The following is a 20703-nucleotide window of genomic DNA, read 5'->3' on the forward strand; positions in this document are numbered from 1 at the left end:
GCCGAGCCTCTTCTGTTTGTCGCCGTTCCTGACTACTGTGTGAGCATGACTTCACACAGGGAGATCCATGGATGACCGTTCGACCGACCCACACCCTTTTTCCGCACAAGTCTGTGCCCGCACTGCCGTCGGAAGGGCTGATCGGCGTCATTGCGCCCGCCGGCCCCGGCACGCTGGATACCGAAAAGGCCGTTCAGTGGATGCGCGCCCGGGGTTACGGCTTACGGGTGTTCCCGGGCGTCTATGAAAAGGACGGTTATCTGGCCGGCAGCGACGAGGTGCGGCTCAACGATCTGCACGCGGCGTTCGCTGACGAAGAGGTCGATGCGATCATTTGCCTGCGCGGTGGTTACGGCACGCCGAGGTTGTTGGACCGCATCGATTACGACCTGCTGAGCCGTCATGCCAAGCCCTTCGTCGGTTACAGCGACATCACCGCACTGCACCTGGCCATCAGTCGCTACGCCGGGTTCGTGACCTTTCATGGGCCGTTGTTGAATGCCGATCTGCTGGGGGACAAGGAACCGCCGACGGTGACCTCGTTCTTCGCCATGCTGCGCGGTCAGTTGAAGGCCGGCAGTGTACTGAGTCATCCAGCGGCTTATCCGTTGACCACCGTGGAGCCCGGCATTGCCCACGGGCGTTTGCAGGGCGGTAATCTGGCAATGATCGCCTCGACTCTTGGCACGCCTTACGAAATCGATGTCGAAGGGGTGATTCTGCTCATCGAGGACATCAACGAGCCGCTGTACCGGATCGACCGCTTGCTGACCCAGATGCGTCTGGCGGGCAAGTTGGCCAGATTGCGCGGCGTGTTGGTCGGGGATATTGCGGGGGTGGATGTCGATGCGCTGAATCGCCTGCTCAAGCAGACCTTCGAACCGCTGCGGATTCCGGTGCTGTCAGGATGGCGTAGCGGGCACTGTAATCCGAACCTGACGCTGCCGTTGGGGGCGCTGGTTCGACTGGACGCAGGGAAGAAGGAGTTGATGCTGGAACAGGATGTGGTGATTCGCTGATCGAGCCGCAAAAAAAGACCGCCGCCTGAAGAGGCGGCGGTCTTTTTGTTTTTACTGGTTGCGCAGGCTTTCCAGCAGCTTGTGCGTCGGATAACCATCCGCCGGCCAGCCAAATGACTGCTGCGCAGCGCGAATCGCCTTGCGCGTATTGGCACCGATGATCCCGTCGGCGGTGCCTGCGTCGTAGTTTCGCGCGGTCAGCAGGTTTTGCAGTTCGATCCGCTCGGTGCGGCTCAACGGCAGGTCGTCTTTTGGCCAGGTGCCATTGATGAGGCCGGCGCCGTTGAAGCGCTCGGACAACAGGCTGACGGCCAGTGCGTAGGACGACGAGTTGTTGTACTTGAGGATCGCCCGGAAGTTATCGAGGATCAGGAACGCCGGGCCACGGTAGCCAGCCGGCAGCAGCAGGGCGGCGGACAGTTGCTCGGAGCCGGCCGGCACCTGGCCGCCGTTCGGCAGGATCACGCCCAGTTGCCGCCATTCAGCGACGCTCTTGCGAATCGCGCCATCGGCCAGGGTGTAGTTGAAACTGCTCGGCAGTTGCACTTCGAAGCCCCACGGCTGGCCACGCTGCCAGCCGGAGCTTTGCAGGTAATGCGCGGTGGAGGCCAGGGCGTCAGCCGGGCTGCCCCAGATGTCGCGGCGACCGTCACCGTCGAAGTCCACGGCGTGGGTGTTGTAGGTGGTCGGGATGAACTGGGTCTGGCCCATTGCGCCGGCCCAGGAGCCGAGCATTTTCTCCGGGGTGATGTCGCCCTGTTGCAGGATCTGCAGCGCCGCAATCAGCTGCGCATGGGCAAAGCCCGGACGGCGACCTTCATAGGCCAGGGTCGCCAGCGAGTTGATCACCGACTTGCTGCCCTGGAACTGGCCGAAGTTGCTTTCCATCCCCCACACCGACACCAGCGCCTGGCGATCGACGCCATAACGCTGCTCGATGCTTTGCAGAATGTCGGCGTACTGGCTGATCAGTGCCTGGCCTTTGCGCACGCGCAACGGCGACAGTGCGCCATCCAGGTATTCCCAGACCGGCCGGGCGAATTCCGGCTGGCTGCGGTCGGCGCGAATTACGCTGGCATCGAAGCTGACATTGGCGAATGCGCGGTCGAACAGGTCGGCACGAATGCCGGCGGCCAGAGCGTCCTTGCGGAAACCAGCCTGCCATTCGGCAAAGGTCTGGGTCGGTTGCAGGTCGAGATCGTCACCGGACGGCACTACCGGCGGGATGACCGCTGGGGCTGTGGCAACGGGGACGGTCTGAAGCGGTTGAGCGTCAGCGGCGGTGGGTTTTTCCGCGCAGGCGACGAGCAGTACGAAGCTGGAGGCAGCGATCAGTTGGCGGAAGGGCCAACGACGGGAAAGACTGAGGGGCATGCACGGGTCCAGGGAATACGAATCAGGTGCAGACCTTAACATGAGGAAGGGGTGCTGCGCTTTAAGCGGCCAGAAAGTAAGAAGCCTCCCAGCTGTCAGACTGGAAGGCTTCGCGGCGGTAGCTGCCTTTACCCTTGGTTGGTCGTTCCTGGCGGCTGCGGAACAGGGGTTGGGCGACGATGGATTTGGCCTTGTTGTGGCCATGTTTCGATGGCTTTTTACTCATGATGATTCTCTCGATTGAGTGAGGTTTTGCGCGGCAGATAATCTGCCGATCCAGAGCGTCTGTCTATAGGACCGACGGTGGGATGTTCTGTAGGAAATGGACTCGGTAAAAAAACGGGATCACAGCGCGCGATCCCGGATTTCATTCGGCAGGCAACGTCAGGCGCTGACCAGCCATCAGCAGCGCCAACCGGCTCAGGCTCATCCACGGCGAGCCCGCCGCCTGGCCCTTGATCTGTGCATCGATGCGCTGGGCTTCGAGCAGCAACTGCGCCCAGCGTTGCGCCGAGTAGCGTTGCAAGGCCTTGCTCATCAGCGGTTTGCGCTTGTCCCAGACCGGCGGCTTGGCCTGACTGAAGCATTTGTCCAGCGGTGTGCCCTGGCTGTATTGCAACGAGATGTTGGCCAGCAGCCGTAACTCCCGAGCCAGGGCCCAGAGGATCACCGGCGGCTCGACCCCTTCACCGCGCAGCCCTTCGAGCATGCGCAGGGCGTGGGCCGGTTCGCCGTTGAGCACTGCATCGGTCAGGCCGAACACGTCGAAGCGCGCACTGTCGGCCACGGCCGCCTGTACGGTTTCGATGGTGATCTGCCCGCCCTCGGCCATCAGCTTGAGCTTTTCGATCTCTTGCGCAGCGGCCAGCAGATTGCCTTCGACCCGCGCGGCAATCAGTTCGACCGCGTCCTGACTGGCCGACAAGCCGGCCTGGGACAGGCGCTGGCGAATCCAGCTCGGCAACTGGTTGGCGTCCACCGGCCAGATCTGCACGAACTGGGTCTGCTGACCTTCGACCAGCGCCTTGCCCCACTTGGTTTTCTGTGCGCTACCGTCCAGCTTCGGCAGGCTGATCAACAGCACCGTGTCTTCAGCCGGGCGCGAGCAGTATTCGATGAGTGCGGCAGCGCCCTTGTCACCGGGCTTGCCCGAAGGCAGGCGCAGTTCCAGCAGGCGTTTTTCGGCGAACAGCGACATGCTGGCGCCGGCCTGCAGCAACGTCCCCCAATCGAAATTGGCGTCGGCGGCAAAGACCTGGCGTTCATCGAATCCTTGCTGGCGGGCAGCGGAGCGAATGGCGTCGGCGGCTTCCTGACACAGCAGCGGGTCATCGCCGCTGATGATGTAGACCGGCGCAAGAGCGCCTTGCAGGTGTTTGCCGAGTTGGGCGGGAGCGAGCTTCATAAGAGAGGGCGAACGGGGCGCCTGAGCGCCCCGAACGTCTTACTGCTGCGGCAGTTCGAGCGGCGACTGACGCGGGGTTTCCGCTTCAGCCTTCTGTGCCGCTTCGAGGGCGTCGGCCTCTGCCTTGGCACGGGCATTGGCGGTTTGCTGCAGAGCGTCCAGCTGTGCCGGCGTCAGCTGTTGCAGACGCAGCATCATGCGCTGTACCAGCTCGCGGCGGGTTTCACGGCGTGCATCGTTGGCTTCCTGGTCGGAACCCACCAGGTTGTTGCCGTCGTGGATGAACACTTTCTGCACTTCAAGCTTGTCGCTTTTGAGCAACAGGTCCTTTTCGCCGCGGATATCGTAGGTCAGCACGGTGCTCACCTGATATTCGCCAGTACGACCGGCGCCCGCGTAGCTGAGGATGCGCTGGCTTTCCTGCTCATCGGACAGGTAAAGCTTGTACGGCGCACCGGAAACGACCTTGACGCCGCTGGCCTCCAGCACCTGACGCAGTTGCGTCACGGTTTCGCCGTAGGCGTTGCGGGCGCTCAGATCGAGCTCCTTGATCGACAGTTCGTTGGTGCCGGTACCACGCAGCTGGAAACCGCAGGCGCTCAACAGGACGGCGAGGCCCATCACCAGCAGATTGCGTTTGATCATTGTGTTGCTCCCCTTGAAACCATGTGGGCCGACTCTGTGGCCCGAAAGGTTTTACTGGGCGTCAGGCACACCTGACGCCCGATCCAATTAGCTGGCGACGATATTGACCAGTTTCCCGGGCACTACGATCACTTTGCGAATCGTCAGGCCGTCAACGAAACGCAGTACGTTCTCGTTGGCACGGGCTGCCGCTTCGACTTCTTCACGGGTGGCGGCGGCCGGCATTTCGATCTGGCCACGCAGCTTGCCGTTGACCTGGATCACCAGGGTCAGGCTGTCCTGAACGAGTGCGCTTTCATCCACCACTGGCCAGCCGGCGTCGATCACAGGGTCGGCGTGGCCCAGTTGATTCCACAGTTCGTGGCAAATGTGCGGGGTGATCGGAGCCAGCAACAGCGTAACGGCTTCCAGACCTTCCTGAACCAGCGCGCGATCCTGTTCGGTGGATTGTGCTGCTTTTTCCAGCACGTTCATCAGCGTCATCACCTGGGCGATGGCGGTGTTGAATTTGTGGTTCTGGCCAACATCGTGGCTGGCCTGCTTGATGGCCTGGTGAATCGCGCGACGAACGGCTTTCTGCTCGTCGTTCAGGCCGGCGATGTCCAGTTTGCCCGGCAGGCCCTGAGTGACGTGGGCCTGAGCCAGACGCCAGACGCGCTTGAGGAAGCGGTGCGAACCTTCAACGCCGGAGTCGGACCACGCGGCGCTCATGTCGGGCGGCGAGGCGAACATCATGAACAGGCGGCAGGTGTCCGCGCCGAACTGGTCGATCATCGATTGAGGGTCGACGCCGTTGTTCTTCGACTTGGCCATTTTCTCGGTGCCGCCGATTTCCACCGGCAGACCGTCGGTTTTCAGTCTGGCACTGGTGACGTTGCCCTTGCCGTCGCGTTCGAGATCGACGTCCGCCGGGTTGAACCAGGTGTAGGCGCCGTTGGCTTCGCGGCGATAGTAAGTCTCGGCAATCACCATGCCTTGAGTCAGCAGGTTCTTGAACGGCTCGTTGGAGCTCACCAGGCCTTCGTCGCGCATCAGCTTGTGGAAGAAGCGCGCGTAGAGCAGGTGAAGAATGGCGTGTTCGATACCGCCGATGTACTGATCCACCGGCAACCAGTGGTCGGCCGCGGATCTTTCCACCAGACCGCCTTCGAAGTGCGGCGAGGCGTAACGGGCGTAGTACCAGGACGACTCGACGAAAGTGTCCATGGTGTCGGTTTCACGCTTGGCAGGCTGACCGCATTTCGGGCAGCTGCACTCGTAGAACTCGGGCATGCGCGCCAGCGGCGAACCGGCGCCGTCCGGCACCACGTCTTCCGGCAGGACGACAGGCAATTGATCTTCCGGCACCGGCACGTCACCGCAGGCATCGCAGTGGATGATCGGGATCGGGCAGCCCCAGTAGCGCTGGCGGCTGATGCCCCAGTCGCGCAGGCGGAACTGGGTGCGCGAGGCGCCCAACTCTTTCTTGATCAGGGCGACTTCCATGGCGTCGAACGCGCCAGCGAAGTCCAGGCCGTCGAACTCGCCGGAGTTGATCAGCGTGCCGTGCTCGCCGTAGGCGTCTTGCCATGGCGCCGGGTTGGTTTCACCGGAGCTGGTGCGAACCACCGATTTGACCGGCAGGTTGTACTTGTGGGCGAACTCGAAGTCGCGCTCGTCGTGCGCCGGCACAGCCATGACCGCGCCGTCGCCGTAGTGCATCAGTACATAGTTGGCGACCCACACCGGCAGTTTTTCGCCGGTCAGCGGGTGCTCGACGAACAGCCCGGTCGGCAGGCCTTTCTTCTCTTGAGTGGCGACGTCGGCTTCGGCGACGCTGCCGCCCTTGCATTCGGCGATGAACGCTTGCAGCTCAGGGTTGTTCTTCGCGGCGAGAGCGGCCAGGTGGTGCTCGGCAGCCACGGCGACATAAGTCGCGCCCATCAAGGTGTCCGGACGGGTGGTGAAGACTTTCAGGGTGCCGGTTTCGCCGATCGAGTCAACGTTGTACGGGAACTGCACTTCCATCCCGCGCGACTTGCCGATCCAGTTGCGCTGCATGGTCTTGACCTGCTCGGGCCAGCCGGTCAGTTCGTCGAGGCTCTCCAGCAGCTCATCCGCGTAGGCGGTGATCTTGAAGTAGTACATCGGAATTTCGCGCTTTTCGATCAGCGCGCCGGAACGCCAGCCGCGACCGTCGATCACCTGTTCGTTGGCCAGAACGGTCTGGTCGATCGGGTCCCAGTTCACGGTGCCGTTCTTGCGATAGATCACGCCTTTTTCGAACAGGCGAGTGAACAGCCATTGTTCCCAGCGGTAGTAATCCGGTTTGCAGGTGGTGACTTCGCGCGACCAGTCCACCGCCAGGCCCAGGCTGCGCAGCTGGGATTTCATGTAGGCGATGTTTTCGTAGGTCCACTTGGCCGGGGCCACGTTGTTCTTCATCGCGGCGTTTTCCGCCGGCATGCCGAAGGCGTCCCAACCCATCGGTTGCAGAACGTTCTTGCCGAGCATGCGCTGGTAGCGGGAGATCACGTCGCCGATGGTGTAGTTGCGCACGTGCCCCATGTGTAGCTTGCCGCTGGGGTAAGGGAACATCGACAGGCAGTAGTAGGTTTCCTTGCCTGGCTGTTCACTGACTTCAAAGGACTTTTGCTCGTCCCAGAACGATTGGGCGGCGGCTTCGATTTCACGGGGCTGATATTGTTCGTGCATGGCTACTTTTGTACTGGATAGGGGTGGCCTAATCCTCTTCAATGCGACGTCCCGGGCATGTCGGACGAGCTGGAAGTGGAGTTACAGGAAGCGCCGTAGCATACATGACCGCGCTTGGCCTAGGGAAACCCTGATTGCAGCCGTTTGACCGGCCGAAATTGCGGCGAGGGCCGTTGGTCGCGGCACGCAGCCGGTTTGTGCAGCGAAGCTAAGCTCTAACTGGGGAGTGAGTCTTATCTTCAATGAGGTGAGGGATGGTGGAGTCACAGCAAAAAAACGTTACCAAACCCGAGTTGTACGAGCGGTTGATCGATCGTCTTGGGATGGCCCTGGACGCGGCAAAAACCGCTGGAAGGCTGCGCGACGAGCGCCCCCTGGAGCTGGAATTGCGTGGCTTGAGTCCCGCCGAGTTCAAACTGGTCAAGGCCTATCTGGATCGCAGTGAGCGTGAAACCCACGGATACCTGTCACAAGCAGTGAAACAGCTCGATGCTGCCCATTCGGCCAAGGTCATCTGGCTCAAGGACAAGGCACCCGGCAGAGACGCCGTCAAAGTGCGGACTCTGCAGGCCAAGTAAACGCATGGCAGGTCAAAAAGCGGATCTTTTTCAACGGGATCCGACCCTACTGGTTGTCGCGCTGTATCAACCCACTTAGGCTTCGGGCATCTCTGGAGATGCTCGATGCCTTTTCGTTATTTCATTAAACAACTTCTATTGCCGCCAGGCCTTCTTTTGCTGCTGTTGCTGGCGGCCTGGTGGCTGCGTCGCTCACGGCCACGGCTGGCCGGGCTGTGCTTTGCCCTGGGTTTTGGCGGCTTCTTGCTGATGAGTCTGCCGGTGGTCGTGCAGTGGGGCGCCAAAGCTCTGGAACGTGAGCCGCCGCTGGCCCGGGAAGCATGGGCAAGCCTGGCGCAGCGCGCCGATGCGATTGTGGTGCTGGGCTCAGGACGCGAGCGCGGCGATCTGGCCTGGGGCGAAGATCAGCCGACCGGTGTTGGACTGGAGCGCCAACGTTACGCGGCGCGACTGGCCAAGGCGTCGGGGTTACCGATTCTGACCAGTGGTGGCCTGCATTACGGTACGCCGCCGACCGAGGCGAAGCTGATGGCGGATTCGCTACGCGATGACTTCGGCGTGACCGTGCGCTGGCAGGAAGGGGAAAGCCGAACCACGTGGGAAAACGCCGAATTCAGCGCCAAAGTGCTGTTGCCGGAAGGCGTCAAACGCATCGTGCTGGTGACCCAGGCCTGGCACATGCCGCGAGCGGTGTGGAGTTATCAACAGGCTGGATTTGAAGTGGTGCCGGCGCCGGTCGGTTTCCTCGGCACGGACAATGCACGGCCGTTCGGCGGCTGGCTGCCGGAATTCAAGTCGATCTGGCAGAGCGGGCAATTGATGAACGAGGCGGTGGGGCAAATCGGCTATTCGCTGTTCTATCGAAGGGATGACAGCGCCGAATGATCACTCCCGCGCAAGACGCGGGAGTGAACAGGTTTTCAGAGCGTCTTGGACATCCGGTTGGTCATCAGCGCCCAGCCGAACAGCACCACGCACAGGATGATCAGCGGCCACGAGCGCCATTGCAGATACGGCGTCAGGTTGTGCATCGGCACCACTTCGCCGTAGAGCACGCCCTGCTCGAACTGCGGAATTCGCTCGGTGATCTGCCCGAACGGATTGATCAGCCCGGTCACGCCGTTGTTGGTCGCGCGAATCATCCAGCGTCCGGCTTCAAGCGCACGCATCTGCGCCATTTGCAGATGCTGCAACGGGCCGATGGACGTACCGAACCAGGTGTCGTTGCTGATCGTCAGCAGCAGATCGCTGCGTGCCGCCAGGCCTGCGGCGAATTCCGGATACACCACTTCGTAGCAGATGAACGGCGCGATCTGGTAGCCCTTCGCTTGCAACAGCGCCTGATCGGCAGGGCCGCGGGCGAAGTCGGACATCGGCAGGTCGAAGAACGCGATCAGCCCGCGCAGGATGTCCTGCAACGGTACGTATTCGCCGAACGGCACCAGTTTCTGCTTCAGATAAGTGCCATCGCCTTCGCCGACTACGGTGATGCCGTTGAAGAAGCGTTTTTCGTGACGGACCACTTCGCGGATCGGCACGCCAGTGATCAGCGCTGATTTACGCTCGGCGGCGAAGTTGCCCATCATGGTCAGGTAGCCCTCGGCGGACTCCTTGAGCACCGGCACTGCGGTTTCCGGCCAGATCAACAGGTCGACCGGTTTGGAGCGGAAACTCAGGTCGCGGTACAGCGCCAGCTGCGCATTGAGCTCGGCCGGGTCCCATTTCATGCTTTGCGCGACGTTGCCCTGAATCGCAGCAACGGTCAGCGGCGCGCCGGCCGGGCTGGTCCAGGCATGACCCTTGAGTGCAATGCCCGCTGCCCATGGTCCTATCAGCAATACCAGCCCAGCAGCGATGAACGCTTTGCGGCGGGTTTGCAACAGACGCGGTGCGTTGTAGATCAGTGCAGCGGTCAGCGCCAGGACAAACGACACCAGCCACATGCCACCTACTGGCGCGAGCCCTGCCAGCGGGCCGTCGAGCTGGCTGTAACCGGAATACAGCCACGGAAAACCGGTGAGGAACCAGCCGCGGAAAGCTTCCTGGCCTACCCATAGCGCCGCAAATGCAAGGGCGTCGGCCACCGGCGCTTCGTTACGCCGCAACCAGCGCGCCCACAGCCAGGCGGGAAGGGCGAAGAACCAGGCAATGGCCGCCGTGAAGATCAGCATCAGGAAACCGGCCAGCAGCACCGAAGCGCCGCCGAAGTGGTGGATGCTGTAATAGATCCAGCTGGTGCCGGCGCCAAACAGGCCGAAACCGAAGCACCAGCCACGACCCAGTGCCTGACGCGGGCTCAGCTCGCGCAGGCCCGCGTAGAACAGGCCGACCGCCAGCAACGCCAGCGGCCAGAGATCGAACGGTGCGAGAGCGAAGGTGGTGATTGCACCGGCCGCCACGGCCAGCAGGTTACCGGGCCAGCCGGGGCGGGTTGTCCAGCGCATTTCAGTCCTTAAATTTACCGGGCGATTGGCGTGAGTCGCAGTAAGTGAATCCGACGGCTGTCGGCGTTCAGGATGCGGAAACGATAGGCGCCGATTTCAGTGATTTCGTTGCGTTTTGGCAAGTGTCCGAACGCGCTCATCACCAGCCCGCCGACGGTGTCGAACTCGTCGTCGGAGAATTCGCTGTCGAAGAACTCGTTGAAGTTCTCGATCGGCGTCAGGGCCTTGATCAGGAAATCACCGCTGGGCAGCGGCTTGATGTAGCTGTCTTCTTCGACGTCGTGCTCGTCTTCGATGTCGCCGACGATTTGCTCGAGCACGTCTTCGATGGTCACCAGACCGGCCACACCGCCGTATTCGTCGATGACGATGGCCATGTGGTTGTGGTTGGCGCGGAATTCACGCAGCAACACGTTCAGGCGCTTGGACTCCGGCACGAAGGTGGCCGGGCGCAGCAGGTCCTTGATGTTGAAGCTGTCGCCGTTCTCCTTGAGGATCAGTGGCAGCAGATCCTTGGCCAGCAGCACGCCCATCACGTCGTCATGGCTTTCGCCGATGACCGGGTAGCGCGAGTGGGCCGAGTCGACCACGGCGGGGAGGAATTCGCGGGGTGTCTGGGTCGCCTTGATGCTGATCATCTGCGAGCGCGGCACCATGATGTCGCGAACCTGCAGGTCAGCCACCTGGATGGCGCCTTCGACGATGGCCAGCGCTTCGCTGTCCAGCAGTTTGTTCTGATGTGCATCGCGCAGCAGCTCAAGCAGCTCCTGGCGGTTCTTCGGCTCGTGGGCAAAAGCCTGGGTCAGTTTACCCAGCCATGACTTTTGCCCGTTGCTCGATCGATCTTCGCTCATAGCGATTACTCTGAATCCTTTGTTGTAACAGTAGGGGATGTTTCGGTTTCGTCGTCCGCGTACGGATCGGAATAACCCAGTTCGGCAAGCAACTCGCGTTCCAGTGCTTCCATTTCCTCGGCTTCCTCGTCATCTATATGGTCGTAACCAAGCAGATGCAAGCAGCCGTGAATGACCAGATGTGCCCAGTGGGCCTTTAGTTCCTTGCCCTGTTCGGCGGCTTCGCGCTCGACCACGGCCACGCAGATCACCAGATCGCCCAGCAATGGAATGTCGAGAAACTCGTCGGGCACTTCAGCGGGAAAGGACAGGACGTTGGTCGCGTAGTCCTTGTGGCGCCAGGTGTGATTCAGTTCGCGACCTTCTTCCTCGTCGACCAGACGAATGGTCATTTCCGAGTCAGCGGTGCGCTGGCGCAGGGCCAGTTCGCACCATTGGCGGAACTCGGCTTCGGTCGGCGCAGACGCTTCGGTCGCGATTTGCAGGTCAAGCTCAAGCATCGTGGCGGGTGTCCTTTGGCGCTTCGTCGGCCAAGCGCGTCTCGAAGCGCTCGTAGGCTTCGACGATGCGTTGCACCAACGGGTGGCGCACCACGTCTTTGGGCTGGAAGTGCGTGAAGCTGATACCCGGCACATCTTTCAGGACTTCGATGACGTGATGAAGTCCGGACTTGGTGCCGCGCGGCAGGTCGACCTGGGTGATGTCGCCGGTAATCACGGCAGTGGAGCCGAAACCGATCCGGGTCAGGAACATCTTCATCTGCTCGACGGTGGTGTTCTGGCTCTCATCGAGAATGATGAAGCTGTTGTTCAGCGTGCGACCGCGCATGTAGGCCAGTGGCGCGACTTCGATCACTTGGCGCTCGATCAGCTTGGCCACATATTCGAAGCCGAGCATTTCGTAGAGCGCGTCGTAGAGCGGGCGCAAGTACGGGTCGATCTTCTGCGACAGATCGCCGGGCAGGAAGCCGAGTTTCTCACCCGCTTCGACCGCCGGACGCACCAGCAGGATGCGACGGATCTGTTCACGCTCCAGCGCATCGACGGCGCAGGCGACAGCCAGATAGGTCTTGCCGGTACCGGCCGGGCCGATGCCGAAGTTGATGTCGTTGCCGAGGATTTCCTTCACGTAGCGCAGCTGATTCAAGCCGCGTGGGCGAATCATGCCTTTCTTGGTGCGCAGGGCGACGGAGGCTTCGGCGGGGGCGGGGTTGTCCAGTTGCTCGACGGCCGATTCCTGGAGGAACAGGTGCACCGTATCCGGCGACAGCTCTGAACCCTTTGTTTCCCGGTACAGGCGGCGAATCAGGTTTTCCGCGGAAGTGGTGTGCTTGGGTTCGCCGATCAGCTCGAACTGATTGCCGCGGTTGCGGATCTCGATGGCCAGGCGCTGTTCGATCAGCCGCAAGTGCTCGTCGAACTGCCCGCACAGATTGGCGAAGCGGCGAGCCTCAAAGGGCTCGAGGATGAAACGATGTGGTTCGATGGGTGCGTTCAAGGTCGTATTTAGCCGCCCTGGGGCAATTGGGATGAATTGAAGGATAACGCCAGCGGCGTGGGTGCGAAAGCTCTTAAAAAGCCTTGCATCGATTCAGCCGTCTGGCGGGGTCTCCTTGCGGTGTTACTGGATCAGCGAGCCGCGCAGCGAGTGCGGTTGCGCCGCGTCGATGTGCACGTCGGCGAACTGGCCGATCAGGGTCGGATTATCGCAGCGGAAGTTGACGATACGGTTATTCTCGGTGCGCCCTTGCAGCTCGCCCGGGTCTTTCTTCGAATAATCGGTCACCAGAATCCGCTGGACCGAACCGACCATTTGTCGGCTGATCTCGAACCCTTGCTGGTTCAAACGATGCTGCAATGCGTTCAGGCGTTCTTTCTTCAGTTCTTCCGGGGTGTCGTCGGCCAGATCGGCGGCTGGAGTGCCCGGGCGCTGGCTATAGACGAACGAGTAGGAAAAATCGAAACCGACGTCGGCAATCAGCTTCATGGTCTGTTCGAAGTCTTTCTCGGTTTCCCCCGGGAAGCCGACGATGAAGTCCGAGCTGATGCAGATCCCCGGTACGGCGGCGCGCAATTTGCGCAGCTTGGATTTGTACTCCAGCGCCGTGTGGTTGCGCTTCATCGCGGCCAGGATCCGGTCCGAACCCGACTGCACCGGCAAGTGCAGGTGCTTGACCAGTTCCGGCACTTCGGCGTGGGCCTGGATCAGGCTGTCGGAGAACTCCAGCGGGTGCGAGGTGGTGTAGCGGATGCGGTCGATGCCGTCGACCGCCGCGACCACGCGGATCAGTTCGGCCAGATCCGCCAGGCGACCGTCGTGGGTCAGCCCGCGATAACCGTTGACGTTCTGCCCCAGCAGGGTCACTTCACGCACACCGTTCTCGGCCAGGTGAATGATCTCGGCGATCACGTCGTCGAACGGCCGGCTGACTTCTTCGCCGCGGGTGTAAGGCACCACGCAGAAGGTGCAGTACTTGCTGCAGCCTTCCATCACTGACACATAGGCGCTCGGGCCGTCGATGCGCGGCTCGGGCAGATGGTCGAATTTTTCGATTTCCGGGAACGAGACGTCGACTTGCGGCAGCTTGCTGATGCGCGCGGCGTCGATCATTTCCGGCAGACGGTGCAGGGTCTGCGGGCCGAACACCACGTCGACGTACGGCGCGCGATCACGGATCGCCGCGCCTTCCTGGCTGGCCACGCAACCGCCGACGGCGATCACCATGTCCGGGTTGGCCAGTTTCAGTTCGCGCCAGCGGCCGAGCTGGGAATACACCCGGTCCTGGGCGCGTTCGCGGATCGAGCAGGTGTTGAGCAGAATCACGTCGGCATCTTCGGCGCGCGCCGTGACTTCCAGGGCCTGGTGTTCGCCCAGCAGATCGACCATGCGCGAGCTGTCGTACTCGTTCATCTGGCAACCGTGGGTTTCGATGTAAAGCTTCTTGGCCATGGAATAGGGTCGTCACGTGGTTCAAATAACCGCGCATTATAGGGAACATGTCCCCAGGTTCCTACCGCTGTGCGTCCGGTGGCTATGCTATAGTTCGCGCCCTCATTTTTACCCCGATGCTGTCTGCCCGCCATGACCAAACGCGAAGCTCCAATCTACAAGGTGATTTTCCTCAACCAGGGCCAGGTGTTCGAAATGTACGCCAAGCAGATCTATCAAAGTGATCTGTGGGGCTTTCTGGAAGTGGAAGAGTTCGTCTTTGGCGAGCGCACGCAAGTGGTCGTCGACCCGAGCGAAGAAAAGCTCAAGGCGCAGTTCGAAGGCGTGGTGCGCAGCTTTGTGCCGATGCACTCGATCGTGCGCATCGATGAAGTCGAGCGACTGGGGACGCCGAAGATCAGCGAAGCCCGTGGCGGCGTTGGCAACGTGATGCCGTTTCCGATGCCGATGCCCGAGAAGTAAAACCGGACTTTATGGAAGTGATCGTTCCCATGCTCTGCGTGGGAATGCCGCCTTCGACGCTCCGCGTCGGTTACGCAAAGCGCGAGAACTATCGTTAGTCAGGGCAGGGGCGAAAACGGCGTACGCCCGTCGGCGCTCTGCAGTTCCATCAGGTATTTACGGAAAATTTGCCCGAGCACCTGGGTCGCGGTTTCGAGATCTTCGCGGGGCATTTTTTCGGCCACTTCGTCAGCCGTGTCCAATGCCTCTTCAGCACCGTTGACCGCCGCCATCTTCAGCACGATGTAGGCCTGAATGTTGTTGGCCTGCACGCCTTCACCGTGGAAGAACATGGTGCCGAGCTTGAATTGCGCCTGGGCGTGGCCTTGCAGCGAGGCCTTTTCGAAATAGCTCAGGGCTTGATTGAGGTCGCGCGGCGCATTCTTGCCGTCGTAGTAGAACTCACCCAACTCGTATTGCGCTTGCGCATCCCCCTCGTCCGCCGCTTTCTGGCAGGCGGCCAGTGCCTGCGTGACATCTTGCGGCTGAGTATTGAGGGTGCAGCGACCCATCGCCGGGATCAACAACGAGTTGCCGCCTGCTTGTGCATGTGCGAGCAGCGGCTGAAGGAGCAACAGGCAGCCCAAGGCAAGGGTGCGGCCGGTGCGGTTCATGGGAATCGACTTACCTCTGAAGGGCGCGCGGACCCGTCGAGGGATCCAATAAGCGCGCATTATGAAATAAGCAGGGCCATCCTTACAAAGTCTTTACTCGATTTTCTGCTGCGCGGGAAATATATCGCCCACTTTATGGGAGATTTTTGGCAGGCGTGTCGGAAAAGGCGTGCGGGTGTAGGAGAACGCTGACGCTGGCAATGGCCAACGTCAGCGGCGGGGCGTTTTACTTCAACCTGGCGAAGGCGCGCTCGGCGGCGTCGAGGGTCAGTTTCAGCTCGGCTTCGCCATGGGCGATCGAGGTGAAACCGGCTTCGAAGGCGCTCGGTGCCAGGTACACGCCACCTTCCAGCATCAGGTGGAAGAAGCGGCCGAACAGCGCTGCATCGCTGGCCATCACGTCTTCAAACGTAACAATGTCGTCGGCACCGCTGAAGTACAGACCGAACATGCCACCCGCCTGGGTGGTCACGAACGGAATGCCGGCGGCATCGGCGCGCTGTTGCAGGCCGTCGAGCAGGCGCGTGGTGTAGTCGGTCAGCTCGGCGTGGAAACCCGGACGGCTGATCAGGCGCAGGGTGGTCAGGCCGGCGGCCATTGCCAACGGGTTACCCGACAGGGTGCCTGCCTGATAGACCGGGCCCAGCGGCGCGATGCGCTCCATGATCGAGCGTTTGCCGCCGAAGCAGCCGACCGGCATGCCGCCGCCGATGATCTTGCCGAAGGTGGTCAGGTCCGGGGTTACGCCGTAGTAAGCCTGGGCACCGCCGAGGGCGACGCGGAAACCGGTCATCACTTCGTCGAAAATCAGCACCACGCCGTGCTTGTCGCACAGGCTGCGCAGGCCTTCGAGGAAACCCGGCGCCGGCGGTACGCAATTCATGTTGCCGGCCACTGGCTCGACGATGATGCAGGCGACGTCCTGTCCGACTTCGGCGAGCATTTTTTCAACCGCGTCGATGTCGTTGAACGGCAGGGTCAGGGTGTGTTTGGCGAATGCCGCCGGTACGCCGGCCGAGCTTGGTACGCCCTGGGTCAGTGCGCCGGAACCGGCCTTGACCAGCAGACTGTCGGAGTGGCCGTGGTAGCAGCCTTCGAACTTGATGATGCTGTCACGGCCGGTGAAACCACGGGCCAGACGGATCGCACTCATGGTCGCTTCGGTGCCGGAGCTGACCATGCGCACCATCTCCATCGATGGCACCAGCGAGCAGACCAGATCGGCCATCTCGGTTTCCATCGCGGTCGGCGCGCCGTAGGACAGGCCGTGCTGCAACTGGTTGCGCACCGCATCCAGCACGTCCGGGTGGCTGTGGCCGAGGATCATCGGACCCCAGGAGCCGACGTAATCCACATAACGCTTGTCGTCTTCGTCAGTGACGTAGGCGCCTTCGGCGTGCTTGAAGAACAGCGGCGTGCCGCCAACGCTCTTGAACGCGCGAACCGGCGAGTTCACGCCACCGGGAATGTGTTTCTGGGCGTTGGCAAACAGGGTTTCGGAACGAGACATGATCGGGCTCTCAGACTTTTAGTAATTCATTGAAGGCGCGGGCGCGGCGGGTCACTTCGGCGCTGCTGTCGGCGCCGAACAGGCCATGGACCACGGCCAGCAGATCGACACCGTGGGCCACCAGTGGCGCAGCGTTGTCGAGGGTGATGCCGCCGATCGCGCAGATCGGCAGGTGCAGGGTGCGTTTGGCCTCGTCGAGCAGATCGAGGCTGCAACTCGGTGCACCGGGTTTGGTACTGGAATTGAAGAAGCGACCGAAGGCGACGTAACTCGCGCCCTCTTTGGCGGCCTGTTCGGCCAGTTCCAACTGCGCGTGGCAGGTCGAACCGATGATCGCCTTGGAACCGAGCAGGGCGCGGGTCGGCGACAGCGGGCCGTCGGTCTGGCCCAGGTGCACGCCGACGTTCAGGCGCGCGGCCAGTTCGGCATCATCGTTGATGATCAGTTGCGTCTTGTAGCGCTCGCACAGATCGCGCAGGGCTTCGGCCTCACGCAGACGGCGGGCCTCATCGCTGCTCTTGTCGCGGTATTGCAGCAGGGTGACGCCGCCTTCCAGCGCCGCCTCCACGTAGGACAGAAACTTGCCGGCCAGCAACTGGCTGTCGGTGATGGCATACAGGCCACGTAGTTTCATCGCGCAGACCTCAGGCTCGAAACATCAGGAACAGAAATCCAGCGGCAGACGACGCGGCACGAACTGGCCTTTGCCCAGTTGTTCGGCATCGCGCAGGGTGCGCCAGGTGTAATCCAGCGCGGTACGCACGGCGCTGGCAAGGTTTTCGCCCAGTGCCAGGCGGCCGGCGAGGGTGCTGGCCAGAGTGCAGCCGGAACCGTGATAGCTGCCCGGCAGGCGCTGGCACTTGAAGGTTTCGCGCAGGCCGTCGCGGCTGTACAGGCGATTGTGGATTTCGGTTTCGTCGCCGTGACCGCCGGTGATCAGCAGGTTCTTGATGAACGGCAGGAGTTTTTCAGCGCACTCGTCCGCGGTGCCTTCCGGCAGTTCGGCAAGGATCCGGGCTTCGGGAAGGTTGGGGGTGGCGATGATCGACAGCGGCAGCAGGCGTTCGCGCATGGCGTAGCCGACTTCGTCCTTGCCCAGGCGTCCGCCGCCGCCGGCACGCAGCACCGGGTCGCAGACCACTGGCAAGTGCGGATGCGCCTGGAGCAGTTCGACGACGGTGTCGACCATTTCCAGGGAACCGAGCATGCCCAGTTTCACCGCCGCGACTTCGGAGTCGTTGAGCACGGCATTGGCCTGGGCCAGTACCCACTCACGGTCGAGGACGCGAAAGTCAGTGACGTTGACCGTGTCTTGCACGGTCAGGGCTGTGACGGCCGGAGCCGCATGGCAACCCTGAGCGAGCAGGGCTTCGATATCTGCCTGCAGGCCGGCGCCACCACTGGGGTCGTGGCCGGAGAGACAGAGGACAACGGGGCGTGAGCTGTAGATATTCATGGTGCGCGAGCTTACCACCAAACCTGTTTTCCGGGTGTTGTGGCGCAGTGCGCGGCCGATAACACGGGTAGCGAGATCCACAGCGCTTGTCACAATCTGACCGAGCCAACAGCTCTAGTCCGGTGTTTTGCTCTGGAACGCCCGTTCTAGAGCCTTTGTAGGAAAAATTTCCATGGTGCTCAATGGCCATCAACGGCTATGCTAGAGTGGATCCAAACCAATAACAGGTAATACCGGTTTTACGTCATCTCAAAGGGAATGGGGGGCTTCCTGACACAACCGGCCAAGCCACGCTGGGGCTTCAATGCGCTATTTGTTGATGTTGCTGTTCTGCTTGCCCCTCCTGGCAAGCGCCGTCGAGTTCGACGAGTTCACCCAGAGCCTCCCGCTGGGTCGATCCCTGCAAGTGTTCGAAGACCCGAGCGGTCAGGCGAGCATTGCCGACGTCCGCGCGCAAGCCGCCGCCGGAAACTTCAAACCCCATGACAAAGCCACGCTCAATGCCGGTTATTCGCGCTCGGCGTTCTGGCTGAAGATCGACCTGCATTACCGCCCGACCAACCCGTCGGCGCAACGCAGCTGGCTGCTGGAACTGGCGTATCCGCCGCTCGATCATCTCGATCTGTATCTGCCCGATGCGGCCGGTGACTACCGTCTGGTGCGGCAGACCGGGGACGCCTTGCCGTTCGCCAGTCGCGAGATCCGTCAGAACAATTACCTGTTCGACCTGGCGTTCAAGCCGGATCAGCAACGAACCGTTTATCTGCGGTTGTCCAGCGAAGGTTCGATCCAGGCGCCGGTGACGTTGTGGTCGAGCACCGCGTACCTCGAAGACCAGCCGGTGCGCCTGTACGTGCTGGGGATCATTTATGGCGTGCTGCTGGGGATGCTGGTCTACAACCTGTTTATCTACCTCAGCGTGCGCGACACCAGTTACCTCTATTACATCTTCTATATCGCCTCGTTCGGCCTTTATCAGCTCTCGGTCAACGGCGCGGCAGTCGAGTATTTCTGGCCGGACAACCCGTGGTGGGCCAACGCCGCCACGCCGTTCTTCATCGGATGTGCGGGGTTGTTCGGCAGCCAGTTCGCCCGCAGTTTCCTGCAAACGAAGAACCACAGCCGCTGGCTCGATCGCCTGCTGATCGCCCTGATTGTTTTTGGCGCCGTGGTGATCGGTCTGTCGTTGATGACCAGTTATGGCCTGGCCCTGCGTCTGGCGACGACCCTGGCCCTGACCTTCACCGTGGTGATCTTCGCCGCCGGGATCCTGGCCTGGTGGCGTGGCCTGCGGGTGGCGCGTTATTTCATCATTGCCTGGTCGGCATTCCTGATCGGCGGCATCGTCAACACCATGATGGTGCTGGGCCTGCTGCCAAATGTGTTCCTGACCATGTACGCCAGCCAGATCGGTTCAGCCATCGAAGTGGCGCTGCTGTCGCTGGCGCTGGCCGACCGCATCAACGCCATGCGCGAACAACAGGCGCAGACCCTGTTCGACGCCGGCCAGAAACTTGAAGTGCTGAACCAGCAACTGGCCCACAGCAACAAGCTCAAGGATGAATTCCTCGCGACTCTGACCCACGAACTGCGCACGCCGATGAACGGGGTGATCGGTTCGCTGGAGCTGATGCAGACCGTCGAACTCGATCCGGAACTGGAGCAATACCAGCAGACCGCCGCCGGTTCGGCGCGGGACATGATGCGCATGGTCAACGGCATCCTGACCCTGACCGAATTGCAGGCCGGCAAGCTCAAGGCCACGCCTGGCAGTTTCAGCCTGCGCGGGGTGGTCGAGGCGTTGCGGATGCAGTTCGATAGCAACGCTTCGAGCAAGTCGCTGGACTTCAAGGTCGACGTGCTGCCGACCCTGCCGGATCGCCTGCATGGCGACAGCGCCAAACTCGCGCAATGCCTGGAGTGCCTGCTGGATAACGCGATCAAATTCACCCGCGTCGGCGGTCTGGCGTTGCGGGTCACCGGCAAGCCATCGACGGACAATCGCCTGGCGTTGTCCTTTGCGGTGATCGACACCGGCATCGGTTTTACCGATCTGGGCGAGGCGACGATGTATCAGCGGTTCTTCCAGCTCGACGGTTCGATGACCCGCGAATACGGCGGGCTGGGCGTCGGTCTGGCGATCTGCCGTCAATTGGTGGAATTGCTCGGTGGCAAGCTCACACACCGCTCCGAGCCGGGGCGCGGCAGCCGTTTTCAACTGGATGTCGAGTTTGAGTTGCCGGAAGTGGAAGCCGTGCCCGCGTTCAGCCGTGACACTGTGCGCGCGCCGCAGGATTGCACCGTGCTGCTGGTGGACGACAACAGCGTCAACCAACTGGTGATGCGCGGCATGTTGCTCAAGCTCGGGTTTCGGGTGCGCACTGCCGACCACGGCGCGGCGGCGCTCGACTGTTTGCAGCGCGAGCGCTTCGATGCGGTGCTGATCGACTGCCAGTTACCGCCGCTCGACGGGGCATCGCTGTGTTGCCAGATCCGTGACCTGCCGGGATGCGCCCATTTGCCGGTGTTCATGATCGCGCTGGGGGCGGATCGCGAGCATTGCGCGTCGGGCGGCTCGATCGACTACCTGAGCAAACCGGTGAAATTCGAGGATCTGCAGGTGGCGATGCAGCGGCGGGTGTTGAGCTGCTGACAGGGTG

19 protein-coding genes are annotated in these 20703 nt (G+C 61.8%); 5 read left to right on the plus strand and 14 right to left on the minus strand.

Annotated elements, in window-relative coordinates; genetic code table 11:
- The first annotated feature begins 71 nt into the window (after positions 1–71).
- On the plus strand, positions 72–1019 hold the full coding sequence (locus ACM6JM_RS26390; RefSeq protein ID WP_074691579.1) for a S66 peptidase family protein: 948 nt from the start codon (positions 72–74) through the stop codon (positions 1017–1019).
- Positions 1020–1070: 51 nt separating this feature from the next.
- Here ACM6JM_RS26390 and ACM6JM_RS26395 read toward each other — a convergent pair whose 3' ends face one another.
- From ACM6JM_RS26395 to leuS, 5 genes are all read right to left on the minus strand, one after another.
- On the minus strand, positions 1071–2393 hold the full coding sequence (locus ACM6JM_RS26395) for a lytic murein transglycosylase (RefSeq protein ID WP_039771851.1): 1323 nt from the start codon (positions 2391–2393) through the stop codon (positions 1071–1073).
- 61 nt (positions 2394–2454) lie between these two features.
- Positions 2455–2619, minus strand: coding sequence for an alternative ribosome rescue factor ArfA (gene arfA, locus ACM6JM_RS26400; protein WP_007958672.1), 165 nt, complete (start codon positions 2617–2619; stop codon positions 2455–2457).
- Between the two features lie 141 nt (positions 2620–2760).
- Positions 2761–3798 carry a DNA polymerase III subunit delta gene (gene holA / locus ACM6JM_RS26405; RefSeq protein ID WP_039771848.1) on the minus strand — a complete coding sequence of 346 codons (1038 nt, stop codon included), beginning with the start codon at positions 3796–3798 and terminating at the stop codon, positions 2761–2763.
- 39 nt (positions 3799–3837) lie between these two features.
- The gene (gene lptE / locus ACM6JM_RS26410) at positions 3838–4443 is read right to left on the minus strand and encodes an LPS assembly lipoprotein LptE (RefSeq protein WP_039771846.1); all 606 of its coding nucleotides are present in this window, start codon (positions 4441–4443) and stop codon (positions 3838–3840) included.
- Positions 4444–4530: 87 nt separating this feature from the next.
- Positions 4531–7137: a leucine--tRNA ligase gene (gene leuS / locus ACM6JM_RS26415; RefSeq protein ID WP_085668078.1), complete on the minus strand. Its 2607-nt coding sequence runs from the start codon at positions 7135–7137 to the stop codon at positions 4531–4533.
- 254 nt (positions 7138–7391) lie between these two features.
- On the opposite strand from leuS, the gene ACM6JM_RS26420 reads away from it, so the two are divergent.
- A complete protein-coding gene (locus tag ACM6JM_RS26420; RefSeq protein ID WP_039771843.1) occupies positions 7392–7715 on the plus strand; it encodes a hypothetical protein in 324 nt (107 codons plus the stop codon).
- A 105-nt stretch (positions 7716–7820) separates the two neighbouring features.
- Positions 7821–8600, plus strand: a complete 780-nt coding sequence (locus ACM6JM_RS26425; protein WP_414882760.1) for a YdcF family protein — start codon at positions 7821–7823, stop codon at positions 8598–8600.
- Between the two features lie 35 nt (positions 8601–8635).
- On the opposite strand, the gene lnt is transcribed toward ACM6JM_RS26425, so the two are convergent.
- The 5 genes from lnt to miaB all read right to left on the minus strand — a co-directional run bounded on the left by lnt (position 8636) and on the right by miaB (position 13962).
- Entirely contained in the window at positions 8636–10159 is a 1524-nt protein-coding gene (gene lnt / locus ACM6JM_RS26430; RefSeq protein WP_414882761.1) for an apolipoprotein N-acyltransferase, read from the minus strand.
- Between the two features lie 14 nt (positions 10160–10173).
- The gene (locus ACM6JM_RS26435) at positions 10174–11013 is read right to left on the minus strand and encodes an HlyC/CorC family transporter (RefSeq protein WP_007909641.1); all 840 of its coding nucleotides are present in this window, start codon (positions 11011–11013) and stop codon (positions 10174–10176) included.
- 5 nt (positions 11014–11018) lie between these two features.
- Positions 11019–11513 carry an rRNA maturation RNase YbeY gene (gene ybeY / locus ACM6JM_RS26440; RefSeq protein WP_207864654.1) on the minus strand — a complete coding sequence of 165 codons (495 nt, stop codon included), beginning with the start codon at positions 11511–11513 and terminating at the stop codon, positions 11019–11021.
- Positions 11506–12510, minus strand: a complete 1005-nt coding sequence (locus ACM6JM_RS26445) for a PhoH family protein (RefSeq protein ID WP_064382170.1) — start codon at positions 12508–12510, stop codon at positions 11506–11508. Before ACM6JM_RS26445 ends, ybeY begins: the two co-directional genes overlap by 8 nt.
- Before the next feature lie 123 nt (positions 12511–12633).
- Complete coding sequence (gene miaB, locus ACM6JM_RS26450; protein ID WP_011336083.1) at positions 12634–13962, minus strand: tRNA (N6-isopentenyl adenosine(37)-C2)-methylthiotransferase MiaB; 1329 nt, start codon at positions 13960–13962, stop codon at positions 12634–12636.
- 132 nt (positions 13963–14094) lie between these two features.
- On the opposite strand from miaB, the gene ACM6JM_RS26455 reads away from it, so the two are divergent.
- Positions 14095–14424: a DUF1820 family protein gene (locus ACM6JM_RS26455; RefSeq protein WP_027617776.1), complete on the plus strand. Its 330-nt coding sequence runs from the start codon at positions 14095–14097 to the stop codon at positions 14422–14424.
- 98 nt (positions 14425–14522) lie between these two features.
- Here the strand turns inward: ACM6JM_RS26455 and ACM6JM_RS26460 are convergent, their stop codons facing one another.
- From ACM6JM_RS26460 to ACM6JM_RS26475, 4 genes are all read right to left on the minus strand, one after another.
- Entirely contained in the window at positions 14523–15077 is a 555-nt protein-coding gene (locus tag ACM6JM_RS26460; protein ID WP_039771834.1) for a tetratricopeptide repeat protein, read from the minus strand.
- Positions 15078–15303: 226 nt separating this feature from the next.
- On the minus strand, positions 15304–16587 hold the full coding sequence (gene hemL, locus ACM6JM_RS26465) for a glutamate-1-semialdehyde 2,1-aminomutase (RefSeq protein WP_007958695.1): 1284 nt from the start codon (positions 16585–16587) through the stop codon (positions 15304–15306).
- Positions 16588–16597: 10 nt separating this feature from the next.
- The gene (gene thiE / locus ACM6JM_RS26470) at positions 16598–17221 is read right to left on the minus strand and encodes a thiamine phosphate synthase (protein WP_103385486.1); all 624 of its coding nucleotides are present in this window, start codon (positions 17219–17221) and stop codon (positions 16598–16600) included.
- 24 nt (positions 17222–17245) lie between these two features.
- A complete protein-coding gene (locus ACM6JM_RS26475; protein WP_039771996.1) occupies positions 17246–18043 on the minus strand; it encodes a hydroxymethylpyrimidine/phosphomethylpyrimidine kinase in 798 nt (265 codons plus the stop codon).
- Between the two features lie 304 nt (positions 18044–18347).
- Here ACM6JM_RS26475 and ACM6JM_RS26480 point away from each other — a divergent pair, with 304 nt between their 5' ends.
- Positions 18348–20696, plus strand: coding sequence for a 7TM diverse intracellular signaling domain-containing protein (locus ACM6JM_RS26480; protein ID WP_414882762.1), 2349 nt, complete (start codon positions 18348–18350; stop codon positions 20694–20696).
- Positions 20697–20703 lie beyond the last annotated feature (7 nt).

This window comes from Pseudomonas sp. IT-P2, assembly GCF_949767575.1.
Lineage (GTDB): Bacteria > Pseudomonadota > Gammaproteobacteria > Pseudomonadales > Pseudomonadaceae > Aquipseudomonas > Aquipseudomonas pharyngis.

Excerpts from the sequence above, each read along its gene's own strand:
- ACM6JM_RS26390 (WP_074691579.1), top strand. The coding sequence starts at position 72 with ATGACCGTTCGACCGACCCACACCCTTTTTCCGCACAAGTCTGTGCCC.
- ACM6JM_RS26395 (WP_039771851.1), bottom strand. The coding sequence starts at position 2,393 with ATGCCCCTCAGTCTTTCCCGTCGTTGGCCCTTCCGCCAACTGATCGCT.
- arfA (WP_007958672.1), bottom strand. The coding sequence starts at position 2,619 with ATGAGTAAAAAGCCATCGAAACATGGCCACAACAAGGCCAAATCCATC.
- holA (WP_039771848.1), bottom strand. The coding sequence starts at position 3,798 with ATGAAGCTCGCTCCCGCCCAACTCGGCAAACACCTGCAAGGCGCTCTT.
- lptE (WP_039771846.1), bottom strand. The coding sequence starts at position 4,443 with ATGATCAAACGCAATCTGCTGGTGATGGGCCTCGCCGTCCTGTTGAGC.
- leuS (WP_085668078.1), bottom strand. The coding sequence starts at position 7,137 with ATGCACGAACAATATCAGCCCCGTGAAATCGAAGCCGCCGCCCAATCG.
- ACM6JM_RS26420 (WP_039771843.1), top strand. The coding sequence starts at position 7,392 with ATGGTGGAGTCACAGCAAAAAAACGTTACCAAACCCGAGTTGTACGAG.
- ACM6JM_RS26425 (WP_414882760.1), top strand. The coding sequence starts at position 7,821 with ATGCCTTTTCGTTATTTCATTAAACAACTTCTATTGCCGCCAGGCCTT.
- lnt (WP_414882761.1), bottom strand. The coding sequence starts at position 10,159 with ATGCGCTGGACAACCCGCCCCGGCTGGCCCGGTAACCTGCTGGCCGTG.
- ACM6JM_RS26435 (WP_007909641.1), bottom strand. The coding sequence starts at position 11,013 with ATGAGCGAAGATCGATCGAGCAACGGGCAAAAGTCATGGCTGGGTAAA.
- ybeY (WP_207864654.1), bottom strand. The coding sequence starts at position 11,513 with ATGCTTGAGCTTGACCTGCAAATCGCGACCGAAGCGTCTGCGCCGACC.
- miaB (WP_011336083.1), bottom strand. The coding sequence starts at position 13,962 with ATGGCCAAGAAGCTTTACATCGAAACCCACGGTTGCCAGATGAACGAG.
- ACM6JM_RS26455 (WP_027617776.1), top strand. The coding sequence starts at position 14,095 with ATGACCAAACGCGAAGCTCCAATCTACAAGGTGATTTTCCTCAACCAG.
- ACM6JM_RS26460 (WP_039771834.1), bottom strand. The coding sequence starts at position 15,077 with ATGAACCGCACCGGCCGCACCCTTGCCTTGGGCTGCCTGTTGCTCCTT.
- hemL (WP_007958695.1), bottom strand. The coding sequence starts at position 16,587 with ATGTCTCGTTCCGAAACCCTGTTTGCCAACGCCCAGAAACACATTCCC.
- thiE (WP_103385486.1), bottom strand. The coding sequence starts at position 17,221 with ATGAAACTACGTGGCCTGTATGCCATCACCGACAGCCAGTTGCTGGCC.
- ACM6JM_RS26475 (WP_039771996.1), bottom strand. The coding sequence starts at position 18,043 with ATGAATATCTACAGCTCACGCCCCGTTGTCCTCTGTCTCTCCGGCCAC.
- ACM6JM_RS26480 (WP_414882762.1), top strand. The coding sequence starts at position 18,348 with ATGCGCTATTTGTTGATGTTGCTGTTCTGCTTGCCCCTCCTGGCAAGC.